This window comes from Empedobacter sp. UBA5528, assembly GCF_002426075.1.
Lineage (GTDB): Bacteria > Bacteroidota > Bacteroidia > Flavobacteriales > Weeksellaceae > Empedobacter > Empedobacter falsenii_B.
Genome location: NZ_DINY01000044.1, coordinates 1 through 17,211, shown reverse-complemented (window position 1 = coordinate 17,211; position 17,211 = coordinate 1). Strand labels below are relative to the sequence as shown.

The 17,211-nt window shown below is 31.6% G+C and carries 12 protein-coding genes; 5 read left to right on the top strand and 7 right to left on the bottom strand.

Annotation, left to right across the window (positions count from 1 at the left end; all coding sequences use genetic code 11):
- Window positions 1–57: 57 nt before the first annotated feature.
- Both B4L98_RS09940 and mtaB read right to left on the bottom strand, forming a co-directional pair.
- Window positions 58–588, bottom strand: a complete 531-nt coding sequence (locus B4L98_RS09940; protein WP_291072087.1) for a DUF4136 domain-containing protein — start codon at window positions 586–588, stop codon at window positions 58–60.
- 109 nt (window positions 589–697) lie between these two features.
- Entirely contained in the window at window positions 698–2,035 is a 1,338-nt protein-coding gene (gene mtaB, locus B4L98_RS09935; protein WP_291078165.1) for a tRNA (N(6)-L-threonylcarbamoyladenosine(37)-C(2))-methylthiotransferase MtaB, read from the bottom strand.
- A 59-nt stretch (window positions 2,036–2,094) separates the two neighbouring features.
- Between mtaB and B4L98_RS09930 the strand changes: the two genes are divergently transcribed.
- Window positions 2,095–3,678: an ABC transporter substrate-binding protein gene (locus B4L98_RS09930; protein ID WP_286496118.1), complete on the top strand. Its 1,584-nt coding sequence runs from the start codon at window positions 2,095–2,097 to the stop codon at window positions 3,676–3,678.
- Window positions 3,679–3,910: 232 nt separating this feature from the next.
- Window positions 3,911–5,494 carry an FMN-binding glutamate synthase family protein gene (locus B4L98_RS09925; RefSeq protein ID WP_280035759.1) on the top strand — a complete coding sequence of 528 codons (1,584 nt, stop codon included), beginning with the start codon at window positions 3,911–3,913 and terminating at the stop codon, window positions 5,492–5,494.
- A 47-nt stretch (window positions 5,495–5,541) separates the two neighbouring features.
- On the opposite strand, the gene B4L98_RS09920 is transcribed toward B4L98_RS09925, so the two are convergent.
- Window positions 5,542–7,011: a helix-turn-helix domain-containing protein gene (locus tag B4L98_RS09920; protein WP_291059101.1), complete on the bottom strand. Its 1,470-nt coding sequence runs from the start codon at window positions 7,009–7,011 to the stop codon at window positions 5,542–5,544.
- 229 nt (window positions 7,012–7,240) lie between these two features.
- On the opposite strand from B4L98_RS09920, the gene B4L98_RS09915 reads away from it, so the two are divergent.
- Entirely contained in the window at window positions 7,241–9,553 is a 2,313-nt protein-coding gene (locus B4L98_RS09915) for an outer membrane beta-barrel family protein (RefSeq protein ID WP_291078163.1), read from the top strand.
- 74 nt (window positions 9,554–9,627) lie between these two features.
- On the opposite strand, the gene odhB is transcribed toward B4L98_RS09915, so the two are convergent.
- The gene (gene odhB / locus B4L98_RS09910; protein WP_185096030.1) at window positions 9,628–10,860 is read right to left on the bottom strand and encodes a 2-oxoglutarate dehydrogenase complex dihydrolipoyllysine-residue succinyltransferase; all 1,233 of its coding nucleotides are present in this window, start codon (window positions 10,858–10,860) and stop codon (window positions 9,628–9,630) included.
- 18 nt (window positions 10,861–10,878) lie between these two features.
- Window positions 10,879–13,668: a 2-oxoglutarate dehydrogenase E1 component gene (locus B4L98_RS09905; protein ID WP_291078161.1), complete on the bottom strand. Its 2,790-nt coding sequence runs from the start codon at window positions 13,666–13,668 to the stop codon at window positions 10,879–10,881.
- Window positions 13,669–13,825: 157 nt separating this feature from the next.
- On the opposite strand from B4L98_RS09905, the gene B4L98_RS09900 reads away from it, so the two are divergent.
- Together B4L98_RS09900 and B4L98_RS09895 are read left to right on the top strand one after the other, a co-directional pair.
- Window positions 13,826–14,977, top strand: a complete 1,152-nt coding sequence (locus tag B4L98_RS09900) for a sensor histidine kinase (protein ID WP_291078159.1) — start codon at window positions 13,826–13,828, stop codon at window positions 14,975–14,977.
- A gap of 91 nt (window positions 14,978–15,068) precedes the next feature.
- Window positions 15,069–15,305, top strand: a complete 237-nt coding sequence (locus tag B4L98_RS09895) for a hypothetical protein (protein WP_221855315.1) — start codon at window positions 15,069–15,071, stop codon at window positions 15,303–15,305.
- Between the two features lie 438 nt (window positions 15,306–15,743).
- Here B4L98_RS09895 and B4L98_RS14705 read toward each other — a convergent pair whose 3' ends face one another.
- Window positions 15,744–15,923, bottom strand: a complete 180-nt coding sequence (locus tag B4L98_RS14705; RefSeq protein ID WP_376741538.1) for a hypothetical protein — start codon at window positions 15,921–15,923, stop codon at window positions 15,744–15,746.
- Between the two features lie 210 nt (window positions 15,924–16,133).
- A partial coding sequence (gene mgtE, locus B4L98_RS09885) for a magnesium transporter (RefSeq protein ID WP_291078156.1) occupies window positions 16,134–17,211 on the bottom strand: 1,078 nt, incomplete at its 5' end.

The window sequence follows — 17,211 nt, the reverse complement described above, 5'->3', positions numbered from 1 at the left end:
TTCATTTCATAAAAAAAGCTCTCCAAATGAAGAACTTTCTATATTATTTTCGAAAATTTATTTTTTTGGTTGAGGAGGAAATTTAGCAAGAATTTCTTCAATTGCTTTCGGGATTCTTTCTGCTTTAGCACTGATATTACTCAAATTAAGATCAGAACCAACACCCTGCCAAACCAATATATTACGTTTATCATCAATAATGTCTATTACAATTGTTCCTACTTGATAAGAAGAAACGCTATTTCCGCCGTAATATCCTCCATAGTAACCATAAGGTCCGTAGCCCCAATTGTTATTATTTACAGAAATTTGTTCTTTAGAACTTGTCAATAAATTAATGACTAAGTCTGCATCAGAACTTACTTTTGTAAATCCTTTTGTAGCCATTTGTGCATCAATTGCTTTAATTAGTCGATTCTTATCCAAATCGTTAACCTTTAACTTATCTAATCCTTTTTGGTGAAAAGTATAAGTTTTATATGATGCAAAATTTGATGATCTGTCGTAATCTGTACTTACTTGAACTGTTCCACAGCTTGTTACAAATAATGACAACAAAATTATAAAAATAAAGTGTATAATTTTCATGACCTTGATTTTTTATTTAAAACTACAATTATCATTCCTAAATGTAAAGGTAAATCAAAAAAAAGAAGCTCAAAATATCTGAACTTCTTTTTAACTAATATTTACAATTTTATTTTGCTAATTCTAACTCTTGAATTTTTACTTCAACAATTCCATTGTGATTGATTCTAACCAAATCTACAATTTGCGTTTCGTTGACTAATTCAGGTTTAAAATCTGTCTGAACTTTTACATAATTCTCTGTAAAACCAAACATTTTTCCATCTTTATTATCATGTTCCCACAATACTTTCTGAGTCGAATTTAATTGAGATTGATAAAAAGCTTGACGTTTTTTCTCCGATAAAATACGTAACATTTTACTACGACGTTTACGTTCTCCTTGATCAACAACTCCTTCAAATTCGATAGCTTCTGTATTATCTCTTTCCGAATAAGTAAATACATGTAAATAGCTAATTGGTAATTCGTTTAAGAAATTATACGTTTCCATAAACAATTCTTCTGTTTCTCCAGGGAAACCAACAATTACATCTACACCAATACATGCATTTGGCATCACTTCGCGAATTTTTGTTACACGATCTAAATAAAGATTAGATAAGTAACGACGTTTCATTTTTTTCAAAATCTCATCGCTACCAGATTGTAATGGAATATGGAAATGTGGAACAAATCGATTGCTTTTTGAAACAAAATCGATTGTTTCATTTTTCAATAAATTTGGTTCAATCGAAGAAATTCTGATTCGTTCTATCGCATCAACTTGATCCAATTCTTGCACCAATTCCAAGAAAGTATGTTCGTGTTTTTTATTCCCGAATTCACCTTTCCCGTAATCACCAATATTTACACCCGTTAACACGATTTCTTTGATTCCTTTTTGTGCAATCTCATTCGCATTTTTGATAACATTTTCAACTGTATCCGAACGCGAAATTCCACGAGCCAAAGGAATTGTACAATACGTACATTTATAATCGCAACCATCTTGCACTTTCAAAAAAGCACGCGTACGATCACCAATTGAATAAGAACCAACGTAAAAGTCGGCTTCTTCAATCTCACAAGAATGTACAATTGTTTCTTCTTTTTTATTGATATCGTCTAAATATTCAGCAATATTGAATTTTTCTGCAGCTCCTAAAACCAAATCAACACCTTCCATTTCCGCAATTTCTTGCGGTTTCAACTGCGCATAACAACCTACAACGACAACAAAACCTTCTGGATTTGCTTTCATTGCATTTTTCACAATCGTTCTGCACTCTTTGTCTGCATTTGCGGTTACCGAACATGTATTGATTACGTACACATTCGCAGAATCTGTAAACTCAACCTTCTGATATCCATTATCTTTCAAGTTTCTTGCGATCGTCGAAGTTTCAGAAAAATTAAGTTTACATCCCAATGTATGAAATGCAACTGTTTTAGTTTGATTATTCATAGCTGCAAATTTAAGAAATTATCCATAGTTTTGAAACATAAATAAATCAGCTATTCAAAATGACTAAATACTTTATCTACATTATGTTATTCGTTTCAATATTTTCGTGTTCTAAGAAAATTGAAATCGATGAAAACAAAGTATTTAAATTAAATCGTTACGATAATATTTCTTCTTTAGATCCTATCAATGCACGTACACAAGCCAATAATTGGGCATGCAATTTAATGTACAATAGTTTAGTGAAGATTGATAACGAACTAGAAATTCAGCCAGATATTGCAAAATCTTGGACAATTTCTGAAGATGGAAAAACGTATTCTTTTACTTTGAGAAATGATGTTTTTTTTCATAAACATGAAGCTTTCGGAAAAGATTCGACTCGAATTGTAACGGCTTCAGATTTCGAGTATAGTTTTAATCGTTTAAAAGATCCGAAAGCTGGAGGTTCTGGAGGTTGGATTATGAATAATATTGATTCATATAAAGCGATAAATGATACACTTTTTGAAATTAAATTAAAAGAGGCTTATCCTGCATTTTTGGGATTAATTTCGATGAAATATGCTTCGGTTGTTCCGAAAGAATTATTCAAAAATGGAAACGATGAATTCTTGAAACATCCAATTGGTACAGGCCCTTTTCAATTTAAGATTTGGGAAGATAATGTGAAAATGGTTTTTAGAAAAAATCCAAAGTATTTCGAGTTTGATGAAAAAGGACAACGTTTACCATATTTAGAAGCGGTTAATTTATCATTTTTACCAGAGAAAAATTCAGAATTTTTAGAATTAATCAAAGGTAATTTGGATATGATGGCAGATTTGGATCCTTCTTATAAAGATGAAATTTTAAATCCAATCGGAGATTTGAATCCAAAATATTCAAATATTTTAACGATTCAAAAAGTTCCTTATTTAAGTACCGTTTATTTATGTTTTTATCTTGATGCGCCCAATGCAGTTGATTTGAAATTGCGTCAAGCATTAAATTATGGAGTTGATAAAAACAAAATCATCAAATATATGATGAAAGGTCAAGCTTTTGAAGCAGATGGAGGTTTCATTCCGAAAGGTTTACCAGGTTATTCGCCAGAAAGTGGTTACAAATATTCTCCCGAAAAAGCACGTGAACTAATCAATAGCTATAAAAAAACGAACGAAAAAATTGTACCAATCGAGCTGACAACTGTGCAAGAATATGTAGATGTTTGTGAATATATTGCGGCAGAAATGGCAAAATTAGGCTTACCAATAAAAGTGAATGTTGTACCTGGACCAACGATGCGCGATGGAAAAGCAACGGGAAAATTTACGTTGTTCCGCGCAAATTGGGGAGCAGATTATCCAGATGCCGAAAACTTTTTGTCTTTATATTATTCGAAAAACTTTGCGCCAGAAGGTCCAAATTATTCACATTACAAAAATGGTGAATTTGATAAAATGTACGAACAAGCATTTTTGACCAATAATCTAGACGAACGTGCCAAAATTTATCAAAAAATGGATGCATTGATGATGCAAAACGCTCCAATTTTGCCATTATTTTATGATCAAACAACGTTATTTTTGAATAAAAAAGTTAAGAATTTTTCGATGGGACCAATCAAATTATTGGATTTAACGAGAGTTTACAAAGAATAATTCTTTTGACATTTCTCAAAAAGTTTGAACATCTTTTAAAAAAATCTAAATAATATTTCATTTTATTTCACGACATTAGATAATTGTTAACTTATTTGAAATAATGGGTTTTCTCTAACGTTTGAAATCAACAATTTAAAAGAAATTATTTCAGAAATATAGGCGTTAAACCGAGTTTTTTTAGATATATTTGACACCAAATTTTTAATCAAAATCATTTAAATTTTTACTTATGAAAGTAAGACAACTTTTCGTAGTAGGATCTATCGTTACTCTTGTTGCAATTGGAGTAATCTCTTATTTTTGGCCAGGTATCTTATGGTCTTTAATAATTATTCTTCCTTTGATTGCTTTAGGATTTGCAGATATCTCGCAAACAAAACACGCTATCAGAAGAAACTTTCCAATTATTGGACATGGACGTTATTTGTTAGAAAGTATTCGTCCAGAAATTATGCAATACTTTGTTGAAACGGATACTGAAGGGAAACCTATTGACCGTTTGATGCGTAGTATGGTGTATCGTCGTGCAAAAAATGTAATTGACACAGTTCCTTTTGGGACGCAATTAGATGTTTATGAACCAGGATATGAGTGGTTAAATCACTCGATGTATGCAGGAAAAATCAAACATGCTGATGATCCACGTGTAAAAGTTGGTGGAAGCGAATGTAAACAACCTTATTTAGCAAGTTTATTAAACATTTCTGCAATGTCTTTCGGTTCGTTAAGTGAAAATGCTGTATTAGCAATGAACAAAGGAGCCAAATTAGGAAACTTTGCGCACAATACAGGTGAAGGGGGAATTTCTCCATATCACTTACAGCCAGGTGGAGATTTGATTTGGCAAATTGGTACAGGATATTTTGGATGTCGTGCAGCTGATGGTGGTTTCGATCCAGATAAGTATGTAGAGCGTGCTACTTTACCAAATGTAAAAATGATTGAGTTGAAAATTTCTCAAGGTGCAAAACCAGGTCACGGAGGAATTTTACCAGCAAATAAAAATACTCCAGAAATCGCTAAGATTCGTGCTGTAGAACCATATACAACTGTTGATTCTCCTCCATCTCACTCAGCTTTCTCTGATGCAGAAGGAATGTTACATTTCATCAAACAATTAAGAGAATTATCAGGTGGAAAACCAGTTGGATTTAAATTGTGTATTGGGATTAAACGTGAGTTTATCGAGATTTGTGAAGCAATGATTAAAACGGGTATCAAACCAGATTATATTGCAATTGACGGTGGTGAAGGAGGAACTGGAGCTGCTCCTGTAGAGTTTTCAAACTCTTTAGGTATGCCTTTGTTAGATGGTTTAGCTTTTGCAGTTGATACTTTACGTGGTTATGGTCTTAAAAAAGATATTCGTGTTGTAGCTTCTGGAAAAATTATTTCTTCTTTCCACATTGCTCGTGCAATGGCTATTGGTGCGGATTTAGTTTATTCGGCTCGTGCAATGATGATGGCTGTAGGATGTATCCAAGCATTACAATGTAATACAAATACATGTCCTGTTGGTGTTGCGACGCAAGATCGTGAATTAATGAAAGGTTTAGACGTAGAAGATAAAGCAACTCGTATGTATAATTTCCACAAGAAAACAATGCATATTTTATCTGAGTTAATTTCTGCAACAGGTGTTAAATCTCACAGAGATTTCAATCGTTATCACGTAAATTTACGTATCGACAATACACGTATTATGTCTTACGATCAATTATACCCAATTGTAGAAGAAGGTGCATATGTAGGAATGTCTGTAGAAGATGTTTTACAAGAAATTAGAATTCGTACATTAAGTAAAGTCAATTAATCAATTTCATATAATAGTAAAAAAGCAATCCAATTGGATTGCTTTTTTTATTCAAGAATATTCCGTAAATATTGAGACGGACGAAAACCTGTATGTTCCAAAAAAGCATCTGAAAAAGTCTTTCTCGAATTAAAACCTGTTTCTTCTGCCAACGCATCAATTGTGTATTTTTTGAGATTTGGCTCATTTTCAATTCGTTTCAAAAGATGATTAATTCTCAATTCATTGATATATTGGTTAAAATTTTTCGATCTCGAACGATTAATATAATTTGACACAATTGTTCGATTGGCGTTCAATTCTAGAACCAAATCATTCAACGAAAATTTTGGATTTAGAAATAACTTTTGTTCTTCAAATAATTGCAAACTTTGTTCGAAATCTTCATCAATTTCAACTTCGAATTTTGTTTTTTCTAATTGATTTTCTTCCTTAATATCTAACTCAAGTATTGTTATTTCATCAAGACATTTTTGTAAATAATTCTTCTTTTTTTGATGTTTTTGATTCATTTTATAAAAAACAATTCCACCAAAAATTAGAATTACTACTAAACCAAAAAATGAAGATCTTTTGAAGTTTTGATTCTTTTCTTTCAATAAATTTCGTTCAGTTTTCAGGAATGTATTTTCATATTTCTCGAGATTTGGTTTCAAAACAGTATGATCAGCCACATAAAATAAACTATCAAAAGACAATAAATTATTTACAGATAATAATTTATCTCGACTATTTCCATATTTCTCGTTGTATTCAACTACTCGTTCATAAGAAAGTCGCAGTTCTTCATCAAGAATTTTATATTGTTTTGAGAATTCCACAACATTTTCAAAATATTGGATTGCTTCTCTATTTCGCTTTTGTTGATATAAAATTTCACCTAAAAATTGCTCCGAAATCACATACCATTTGATATCATTTTGCTTCCAGAAAGCTTGTTGTGCTTTTTTCAATGTATTAAATGCCGAATTATAATCTTTTTTGTAGAAATCAATAATTCCTTTATTCTTCAAAGCATATTGATAATTTACCGTATCAACCGTTTCAGATAATTCAATTTTGTTGTAATAATCACTTTTGTTCAGATGATTTGTTTTGCTATATAAATAAGACAATTTCCCAAGAATGGAAAGATAAATGCTGAACGATTTTGGTTGCTGTTTATGCTTTTCGAAATATGATAAAGAAGTTTCGTATAACACTATAGATTCCTTGATTTCATGTAAGTTTTCTTTTGTTTTCGCAATTCCAACAAGCGAAGAATAAAATGTAAAATCATCTTTTATTTCAGTTGATAGTTGTTTCGAAATGGTGAAATTTTTCAATGCATTATTGTAATTACGTTGCTCCAAAAAATAATTTCCTTTTTCGATATAAGCTTCACTCAACACAACTTTATCATTCAATCGATAAGCTGTTGAAATCGTTGAATCAATAATTCGAAGATTTTCTTCAACCAAATCATTATTTTTTTGACGCAAAAATTCAGCTTTATCTTTTTGTGTTTTTCCAAACATATTTACTGAACTGAATATGAATAGAATAACTATAATAAATTTAAGAAACCTATTTCCCGAAATCATAAAACGTAACATATTGTATTTCTTTAATTTAAATAATATTGTAAACAATTATCATTTGACACCAAGTTGATAAAAAACATTTAAAAATATAAATTAAAATTGTTCAAACAAAAATTTTACTTCCTCTAAATGTAAGTAAAACAATAATCAACACAATTTTATTATGAAGTTTCTACAATTAATTCTCATTTTGATTAGCTCTTTTGCTTTTGCACAAGAAAAATATTCGATTACAGGCTATATTTCATCAGAAAAAGAGTCAAAAACAATTCACGCAAAAGTTATTTTATACGATGAATTTCAAAATGTTATTCAAACAATTGAAACTGAAAATTCTAAATTTAACTTTGAAAATTTAGAACCTAAAATCTATTTAATTTCTGTTATTTATGACAATAATATTCAAGATGAAGAACCTTTTTATTTAAACGAAAATAAAACATTTCACTTAAATATTGATGAAACTGTACAAATTGATGAAGTTATAATCAATGGAAAAAAAGAAACTTTCAAAATAGAAAATGGCAATTATAATATTGATGTCGCCAATTCAAATTTTAATAAACTTGCTACAACTAAAGAATTATTTTCAAAATTACCAAGCGTCATGTTAGGCGCAGATCAAGAAACATTGACGATTATTGGAAAAGGAAATCCTTTGTTGTATTTGGACGATCAACAAGTTGATTTTTCTACCATTTCGAGTTTAGCAATTGAGGACATAAAATCGATTGAAATTATCAAAAACCCTTCTGCTAAATATGAAGCAAATGGAAAATCTATCGTAAAAATTAATCTAAAGAAAAGTAAAAAAGAAGGTTTAAAATTGACTTTGCAAGAAACATTATCTTTCAAAAGAAAGTTTAATAATTATTTCAATTCGACTTTTCAAATTCGTAAAAATAAAAGCGAATTTAAACTGAACGCATCTTATAATCAACTAAATCCGTGGGAAGGAAATGGATTCGATTATCGCATAAAAGACAAAAATATTCAGTCCAATTATTTCATAAAATCGCAAACTAAACGTCCACATTTTATTGTAAACACAAGCTTTTTTCAGGAATTAAATGAATCTGGAGATTATTTTTCGTTTGCTATTAATTCAAATTTTAGAAAAGATAAAGGTTTGCTTGATACCAAAACAGAATATACCGAAAACAATGAAAATCAATCTATTTTAACGTTAAATGATAATGAAAATCATCGAAATTTTGTGAATACTTTGGTGAATTACAATAAAAATATTCAATCAATTGACGCAAGTATTTTAACAGGATTACAATACACGATTTATAATACAGGAACAACATATGATTTTTATAATAAGATTAATGAGAATGATGTCGAATACAATCAATCGCGCTATCAAAAATATCGTCTTAAGGTTTTTGCAGGAAAATTTGATGTAGAGAAAAAGTTTGAATCTGATCAAAAAATTGAATTTGGAGGACGTTTTACACACGCTAAATCTGAGACGAATAATGAAACATTTTTTCCTCAACAATCATCAGAAGAATTTCTTTATAATTTCAAAGAACTGAATCTTTCCGCCTATTTGCAATACACTAAAAATTATGAAAAATGGAATTATAAAGCTGGATTAAGAACAGAAACGACTAATTCTAAAGGTCTTGATGAAATAAAACAACTTTCGGATATTGATAAAAAATACATCGATTGGTTTCCGAATGCAGAAATTAATTACACTTTTGATAATAAAAATGCGTTAACAATTTACTATAAACGTACGATTGACAGACCGAATTACAGCAATCTTTCTTCTGGGAATTTGTACGGAAGTCCTTATATCGAATACAGTGGAAATTTTAATATTTTACCTACTTACACCGACACATTTTCAGCGAATTATTCATTAAAAAAATGGAACATGAATGTGACGTATTATCAAAGTAAAAATCCGATGAATTATACATTAATTTATAATGATGTGAGAAATATTTCAACATTTACAACGATTAATTTCGAAAAAGAAGAAAACATTTCTGTTGCTTTGGATGTTCCATTCGAATATAAATTTTGGTCAACACAAATTAGTTTAGCTATAATTTATAGTAAAATAATTGATGAAAAAGCTGTGTTAAAAAAATCGATTCCGTATATCTATTTATACTCTAATCACAATTTCAAATTGGGAAAAGATTTCAACTTTATGGTTGATGGATATTGGTTAAGCAAACGAACTGAAGGAATTTATGATCGAAATTCTCAAGTTATCGTTAATCTTGGATTGACAAAATCATACAAAAACTTTGATTTTTCTATTCGTTTCAATGATTTATTCAAACAAATGAAATTTAGCGAAACACTGAATTATGATAAAATAAGTTCTAAAAATCTATTTTTAGTCGATTATCAAGAACTATCAGTTAGTGTTAAATATAATTTTGGCCGATTGAATAAAACCATCTCGAAAGAGAATAAAGTAAATGAAGAGGAAGGGAGAATTAGGTAATCTCAACTTATAAACCAAAAAAGCCATTCTTTCGAATGGCTTTCAATTTATGGATTGTTAGAATGTTTTATGTATTACAATTCTAAAGCTCTTTTAGCGTCACCTCCCATTAATACGTTTAATGGATCTTCTACCGCTTCTTTAACAGCAACTAAGAATCCTACAGATTCGCGTCCGTCGATGATACGGTGGTCATAAGATAAAGCAACATACATCATTGGAGCGATAACAATTTGTCCGTTTTTAACAACTGGACGCTCAACGATATTGTGCATTCCTAAGATACCTGATTGAGGTGGGTTGATGATTGGTGTAGACATCATAGATCCAAATACACCACCATTAGTGATTGTAAATGTACCTCCTGTCATTTCATCAACAGAAATTTTTCCGTCACGTACTTTGATTGCTAAATCTTTGATAGATTGCTCAACACCACGGAAAGTTAAGTTTTCTGCATTACGTACAACTGGCACCATTAAACCTTTTGGTCCTGATACTGCAACAGAAACGTCAGCAAAGTCAAATTTTACTTGGTAGTCACCGTCAATCATAGAGTTTACGTCTGGGTATAACTCTAATGCGCGTGTAACTGCTTTTGTAAAGAAAGACATGAATCCTAAACCAACACCGTGTTTAGCTTTGAATTCGTCTTTATATTGGTTACGTAAAGCAAAAATTGCAGACATATCAACTTCGTTGAATGTAGTTAACATTGCAGTTTCATTTTTAACAGAAACTAAACGTTGTGCAATTTTACGACGTAATGATGATAATTTTTTCTCTGATTGAGCACGAGTTCCTTGAGTAGAAGTTCCCATTGCTGGTGTAAAACGAGCTGCATCATCTTGAGTGATACGTCCGTCACGTCCTGAACCTTTTACTTGAGAAGCATCGATACCTTTTTCGTCTAAAACTTTTTTAGCCGCTGGAGATGGAGTTCCCGTAGCGTAAGTTGCAGCTGGAGCAGCAGGTGCTGGTGTAGCAACTGGAGCTGGAGCAGCTTTTACTTCTTCTTTAACCTCAGCTTTTGGTGCTTCTGCAGCTGGAGCGCTTCCTCCTTCTGGTTTAGCAGCTGATGTATCAATAAGACAAACAACTTGTCCTACTTCTACAACATCACCTTCTTCCGCTTTCAAAGTGATAATTCCACTTTCTTCTGCTGGTAATTCTAATGTTGCTTTATCTGAGTCAACCTCTGCAATTGCTTGGTCTTTTTCTACGTAATCACCGTCTTTTACTAACCACGTAGCGATCTCTACTTCTGTGATTGATTCCCCTGGTGATGGGACTTTCATTTCTAACATATCTATTAGCTTTATTTTTTAATTGAATACTTTATTAATTACCTCTTCGTAAATTGCAGCCCAACGTTTGCTTGAACCTGGCGCTGTTGCAGCACTTTCTGCTGGAGAAACTACGTCGAATGGATATTTTCTTAATTTACGTAAGATATACATCCAAGCTCCCATATTTTCTGGTTCTTCTTGTGCCCAAACCAATTTAGCATTACCAAATTTAGAGATGATAGCATCTACTTTTTCTTCATTTAAAGGATATAATTGCTCTAAACGAATAATTGCAGTTTCTTTATCTCCTAATTCTTGGCGTTTTTTGTCTAAATCGTAGTAGATTTTTCCTGAACAGAAAACTACTTTTTTCACTTTTTTCACATCTACTGTTACATCTTCGATAATTTCTTGGAAACCTCCATTTGTGAAATCTGCTAATGAAGATACTGCTGATGGATGACGTAATAATGATTTTGGAGACATTACAACCAATGGTTTGCGGTAATCTGTTACAACCTGTCTTCTTAATGCGTGGAAGAAATTAGCTGGAGTTGTGATATTAGCAACAAACATATTGTTACCAGCACACATTTGTAAGAAACGCTCTAAACGTGCTGAAGAGTGCTCTGCTCCTTGCCCTTCGTATCCATGAGGTAATAACATTACTAAACCGTTTTGTAATTTCCATTTATCTTCTGCTGCAGAAATATATTGGTCGATTACGATTTGTGCTCCATTCACAAAATCTCCAAATTGAGCTTCCCAAATAGTTAACGCTTTAGGATTTGCCATAGCATATCCATAATCGAAACCTAAAACTGCATATTCAGATAATAATGAGTTGTAGATTCTTAATTGACCTTGCTCATCATTAATATGGTTTAATAAGATAATTTCTTCTTCTGTGTCTTCAGTTTTTACAACTGCATGACGGTGAGAGAACGTTCCGCGTTCTACATCTTCACCAGAAACACGCACGTTACGTCCGTCTGTTAAGATAGAACCGAAAGCTAAAGCTTCTCCTAATCCCCAGTCGATTTTATCTTCCTCAATCATTTTTCCACGTCCTTCAATTAAACGAGAAACTTTTTTGATTAATTTTTTACCTTCTGGAACTGTAGAAACAGCTTTTGCAATTTCTTTTAATTTTGCTTCGTCGTAAGCAGTATTTGCTTGTTCAAAAACTTTTGCATCATCAGCTATTTCAAATCCTTCCCACTCTTCTGGCATGAAAGGGAAAATGTGATTACGCTCAATTTCTTTAGAAGCTTCGAAATTCGTTTCTAATAAAGCCTTAAATTCAGCTTCTTTTTGTTTAACGATTTCTTCACCAATTACACCTTCTTTTAATAATTTATCCTTGTAAATTTCACGAGGATTTGGATGTTTAGCGATTAAGTTATATAATTTAGGTTGAGTGAATTTTGGTTCATCACCTTCGTTATGTCCATATTTACGGTATCCTAATAAATCGATGAATACATCAGAACCGAATTCTGCACGATAATCTGCTGCAAAACGGAAAGCGTGAACTACCGCTTCTACATCATCAGAATTTACATGCATTACAGGAGACAATGTTACTTTTGCAACATCTGTACAATATGTAGATGTACGCGCATCTAAGTAGTTTGTTGTAAACCCAATTTGGTTATTTACCACAACGTGTACTGTTCCACCTGTTTTGTATCCGTCTAATCCTGCCATTTGAACAACCTCGTAAACGATTCCTTGTCCAGCTACAGCAGCATCACCATGAATTAAGATTGGAATGATTTTAGAATAATCATCTTTGTAATCTTCTTCAACTTTTGCACGTGTAATCCCTTCTACAACTGCATCTACAGTTTCTAAGTGAGATGGATTTGGTGCTAAATTGATTCGGATATCTTTTCCATTCAATGCTTTGATTTGATTAGATGATCCCATGTGATATTTAACATCACCAGCCATTAAATCTGTATCAAAAGCTTTTCCTTCGAATTCTGAAAAGATTTGAGAATATGATTTTCCAAAAATGTTAGCCAAAACATTCAAACGTCCACGGTGAGCCATCCCTACGATAACCTCTTGTACGCCGTGATCTGCAGAACGATTAATCAATGTATCCAAAGCAGGAATCAAAGATTCATTTCCTTCTACTGAGAAACGTTTTTGTCCAACATATTTCGTGTGCATAAAGTTTTCAAAAGCAGTTGCTTCATTCAACTTTTCTAAAACACGTTCTTTCTCCTCCTTAGATAATTTTGGTTGATTCAAGTTTTGGTTTAACCAATTCTGAATCCAATTAATTCTTTGAGGTTCTCTTACATACATATACTCGATTCCGATAGATTCGCAGTACATGTTTTCTAAGTGTCCAATGATTTCACGTAAAGTGATTGGTCCACCAATACCTAAAATTTCACCAGCATTGAATGTCAATCCTAAATCGGCATCTGTCAAACCGAAGTTCTTGATGTCTAATGAAGGTTCAAAAGTTCTACGCGCTCTAACCGGGTTAGTCTTTGTAAATAAGTGTCCACGCGTACGGTAAGCATCAATCAAATTGATGACTTTAAATTCTTTCTGTACGTTGTCTGGAACTTGAGATACTACTGCAGGATTAACTACTGCTTGCGTTGTTTGACTAGCTCTGTTAGGAGCTGTTTGTGTTGCTGGTGCAAATAATGGCTCTCCATCATATGTTGCATTCGCAAAGTCATACCCTTGGAAAAAAGCTTTCCAACTTGGTTCAATACTATCCGGATATTGGACGTATTGATCATATAAGTCGCCTATAAACTCTAAATGAGCGGCATTTAAAAACGAAAAACGATCCATAAATTTTACTCTCTATGAGATTTAGCTACAAAAATAAACTATTTAAGGCTTTAAAAAAAATTACTTTCATCATATTTATCTTATCTCGCCATAAAAATATATTATAATCAAATAATCATTACATTTGATATAAATTTAAGAAAGATTTTACATTTAGATGAGAAATTTTCTAACAAAAAAAATAAACAAACGTTGGATTGGATTCTTTATAATATTTGTGATTTTCGCTATTACAATATGGTCGAGTAACAAAATTGTACAAGAGCTAAAACGTGAAGAACACAAACGTGTAGAGAATTATGCGCGATCGTTAGAGTTGATAAGCTCATCCGAATTTTTAGATCCGAAAACGCAAGATTTTCTATTCAAATTAATTGAAGACAACAAATCAATTCCTGTTGCACTTGTAGACGAAAAAGGCATTATTGTAGACACCAAAAATATTGATGAATCGATCGTAAAAGATTCGGTTCAATTAAAAAAATATGTCAACAAAATGAAATCGTCCGAACAAACAATTGATGTTGAATTAATCGGAACTAAAAATTATGTTTATTTCAAAAATTCAAAACTTCTTAATCAATTACAATATTATCCACTCATCATTATTTTATTGATTTTATTGTTTTTTGGATTTTCATATTGGTATTTCAAAACAATTCGTGACACCGAAAAAAGTTATTTATGGGCCGGAATGGCAAAAGAAACAGCGCATCAAATTGGAACTCCACTTTCTTCTTTAATGGGTTGGGTCGAATTATTGAAATTGGAAGAAATCGATCAAACTTCGGTTATAGAAATTGAAAAAGATGTGAATCGATTGAAACATATTGCCGAACGTTTCTCGAAAATTGGTTCAACTTCTGAACTCAAACAAACTGATATTATTTCAACTTCCAAACAAACAGTGGATTATATTTCTCAACGCATTTCCAAAGGAATTGAAGTAAATTTTGTTACAGATGTAGAAGAATTTAATATTAATCTTAATTCTTCTTTATATAGTTGGGTTATCGAAAATTTGATGAAAAATGCAGCTGACGCCATGCAAAATAAAGGCGTTTTGGATATCGATATAAAAACGAAAGGTAAATTTGTTGAAATTTCTATTGCTGATACAGGTTCTGGAATTCCGACCAAATTACAGAAAAAGATTTTTCAACCTGGCTTTACAACCAAAAAACGTGGTTGGGGATTAGGATTATCATTAGCAAAACGAATTATCGAAGACTACCACAAAGGAAAAATATTTGTTTCCAAATCATCCAAAGAAATCGGAACTGAGTTTAAGATTTTATTGAAAAAATAATCAGAAATATTACACAAAATCTTGATTATATAATAAGGTATACTTTTTGTAACTTTGTTAGAGCGACAACTGTTTTGTAAAATTAATAATTATGAATGCAACAACTATTGAACAAGTGAATTCTAAATTGAAACAACTTCCTGAATCACTTTTGGAAGAAGTTGAGCCTTATATTGATTTTTTGACTTATAAACATAATCAAGAAACTGAATTTGAATTAAGTGACGAACAAAAAGAAATTTTGGATAATCGACTTAACGAGCTAAAAGAAAATTTCTTTAATGCAAAAGATGTATTGAAAGAATTGCACGAAAAATATGATTTATAAGATTAGAATTTGTTCTGAAGCTGCCCAAGATTTTGAATAAGCTCTTTCTTATTATTCAAACTTTTCTACATCTGCGGCAAAATCTTATTTAGCTGAATTAACAAAAGTTTTGGAAACTTTGGAAATAATCATTTCTATCAAGTGAACTATAGAAATTTGCATTCAAAACCTTTTAGATCTTTTCCTTATTTGTTTTTTTTTGAAACTAATGAAGAAGAAAAAACTTTTTTATTTATGCAGTTCTTTAATGCGCATAGAATCCTACAAAATATCCAAAATAAAAAATGAGCTGAAAGTAAAACTTTTCAGCTCATTTTATTAATATTATTTTCTAATATCAAAATTCTAGTATCTCAGTACTAATTACTATTCTTTCACACCAATATAAATCTCTATTTCGGCATCAGCAGGATTTTGAGCTTTTTCGGTGTACAATTCTTAATCATATTTATACGTACAATTTAGATTTGCATCATAATTCCAAATTTCTGTCCAAGTTTTTCCAACTGCTTCATGCAATTCTCCTTTGGCAATATATTTTTTGAATGTTTGTGGCTCAAATTCTCGCCCAACCATCCCTTCTGGAATTTCATCTAAAGAAGAAACTTCGCAACCAATAATTGTCGTATATTTTCCTCTAAAATCACTTTCGTAATCTGTATAAAACCGAATAAATATTAGAGCTTATCGCATTCGGAATTTTAGCAATAATATTTTCTGCAAAAAATTGATGCCATAACTTTCCTAAATCTTCAATCGCTTGACTATTATTGTTAGATGTTTGGGTTGCAATTCCTATTATTTTTTAATGTATTCATTTTATTTTTTTTAAAATCCTAAAATCATTTTCGCAATCGAAAAGTAAATCAATAAACCAAAGATATCATTACTTGTTGTGATAAATGGACCTGTTGCAATAGCAGGATCAACACCATATTTATGCAACATAATTGGAATAAATGTCCCAATCAAACTTGCTAAAATCATTACAATTACTAAAGCTAATACAATGGTTGAAGAAATTTCGTAGCTTGCGCTCATCAAGAAATGCGTCGCCAATAAAAGTACAAAAGCTAATAATGAACTATTCAATAAAGCCAATAACATTTCTTTTCCTAATCTTTTCCAAATAGAACCCGAAATATTACTATTCGCCAAACCTTGCACAATAATCGCAGAAGATTGCACACCAACATTTCCTGCCATGGCGGCAACAAGCGGTGTAAAAAAGAATAATTGCGGATACAAATTCATCGCATCGCTAAAACTTTGCGACACATTAACAGCAACAAAACTACCTACCAAAGCCAATAAAAGCCAGGGTAGACGAGCACGAGTTAATTTTAAGATATTATCATCCGAATCGACATTTTGAGTAATCCCGGCTGCTAATTGATAATTTTCTTCAGCTTCTTCACGAATAACATCAATCACATCATCCACCGTAATTACACCTACCAAACGCATTAATTCATCTACAACAGGCACTTCATACAAATCATATTTTTCGATTACTTTTGCAACCTCCATATCTTTTGAATAAGTCTTTACATATTGGATCTTTTCATTGTAAACATCAGCAACTTTTGTATTTGCAGAAGTCGTCAATAAACGCTTTAAACTCAACGTTCCAAGTAATTTTTCATCTTCATCAACAACATAAATAGAGAAAACCTCTTCTAAATCCTCAGCTTGTTTTCGCATTTGTTTTACTGCTGTAATTACCGACCAATCTTTGTTGACTTTTATCAACTCTTTCCCCATCAAACCTCCAGCCGTATCTTCGTCATAACGTAAAAGATCTACAATTTCACGGGCATGTTCTTGGTCTTCTAATTGCGCAATTACCTCATCTTTCTTTTCATCAGAAAGCTCATTAATAAAGTCCAAAACATCATCCGGATAC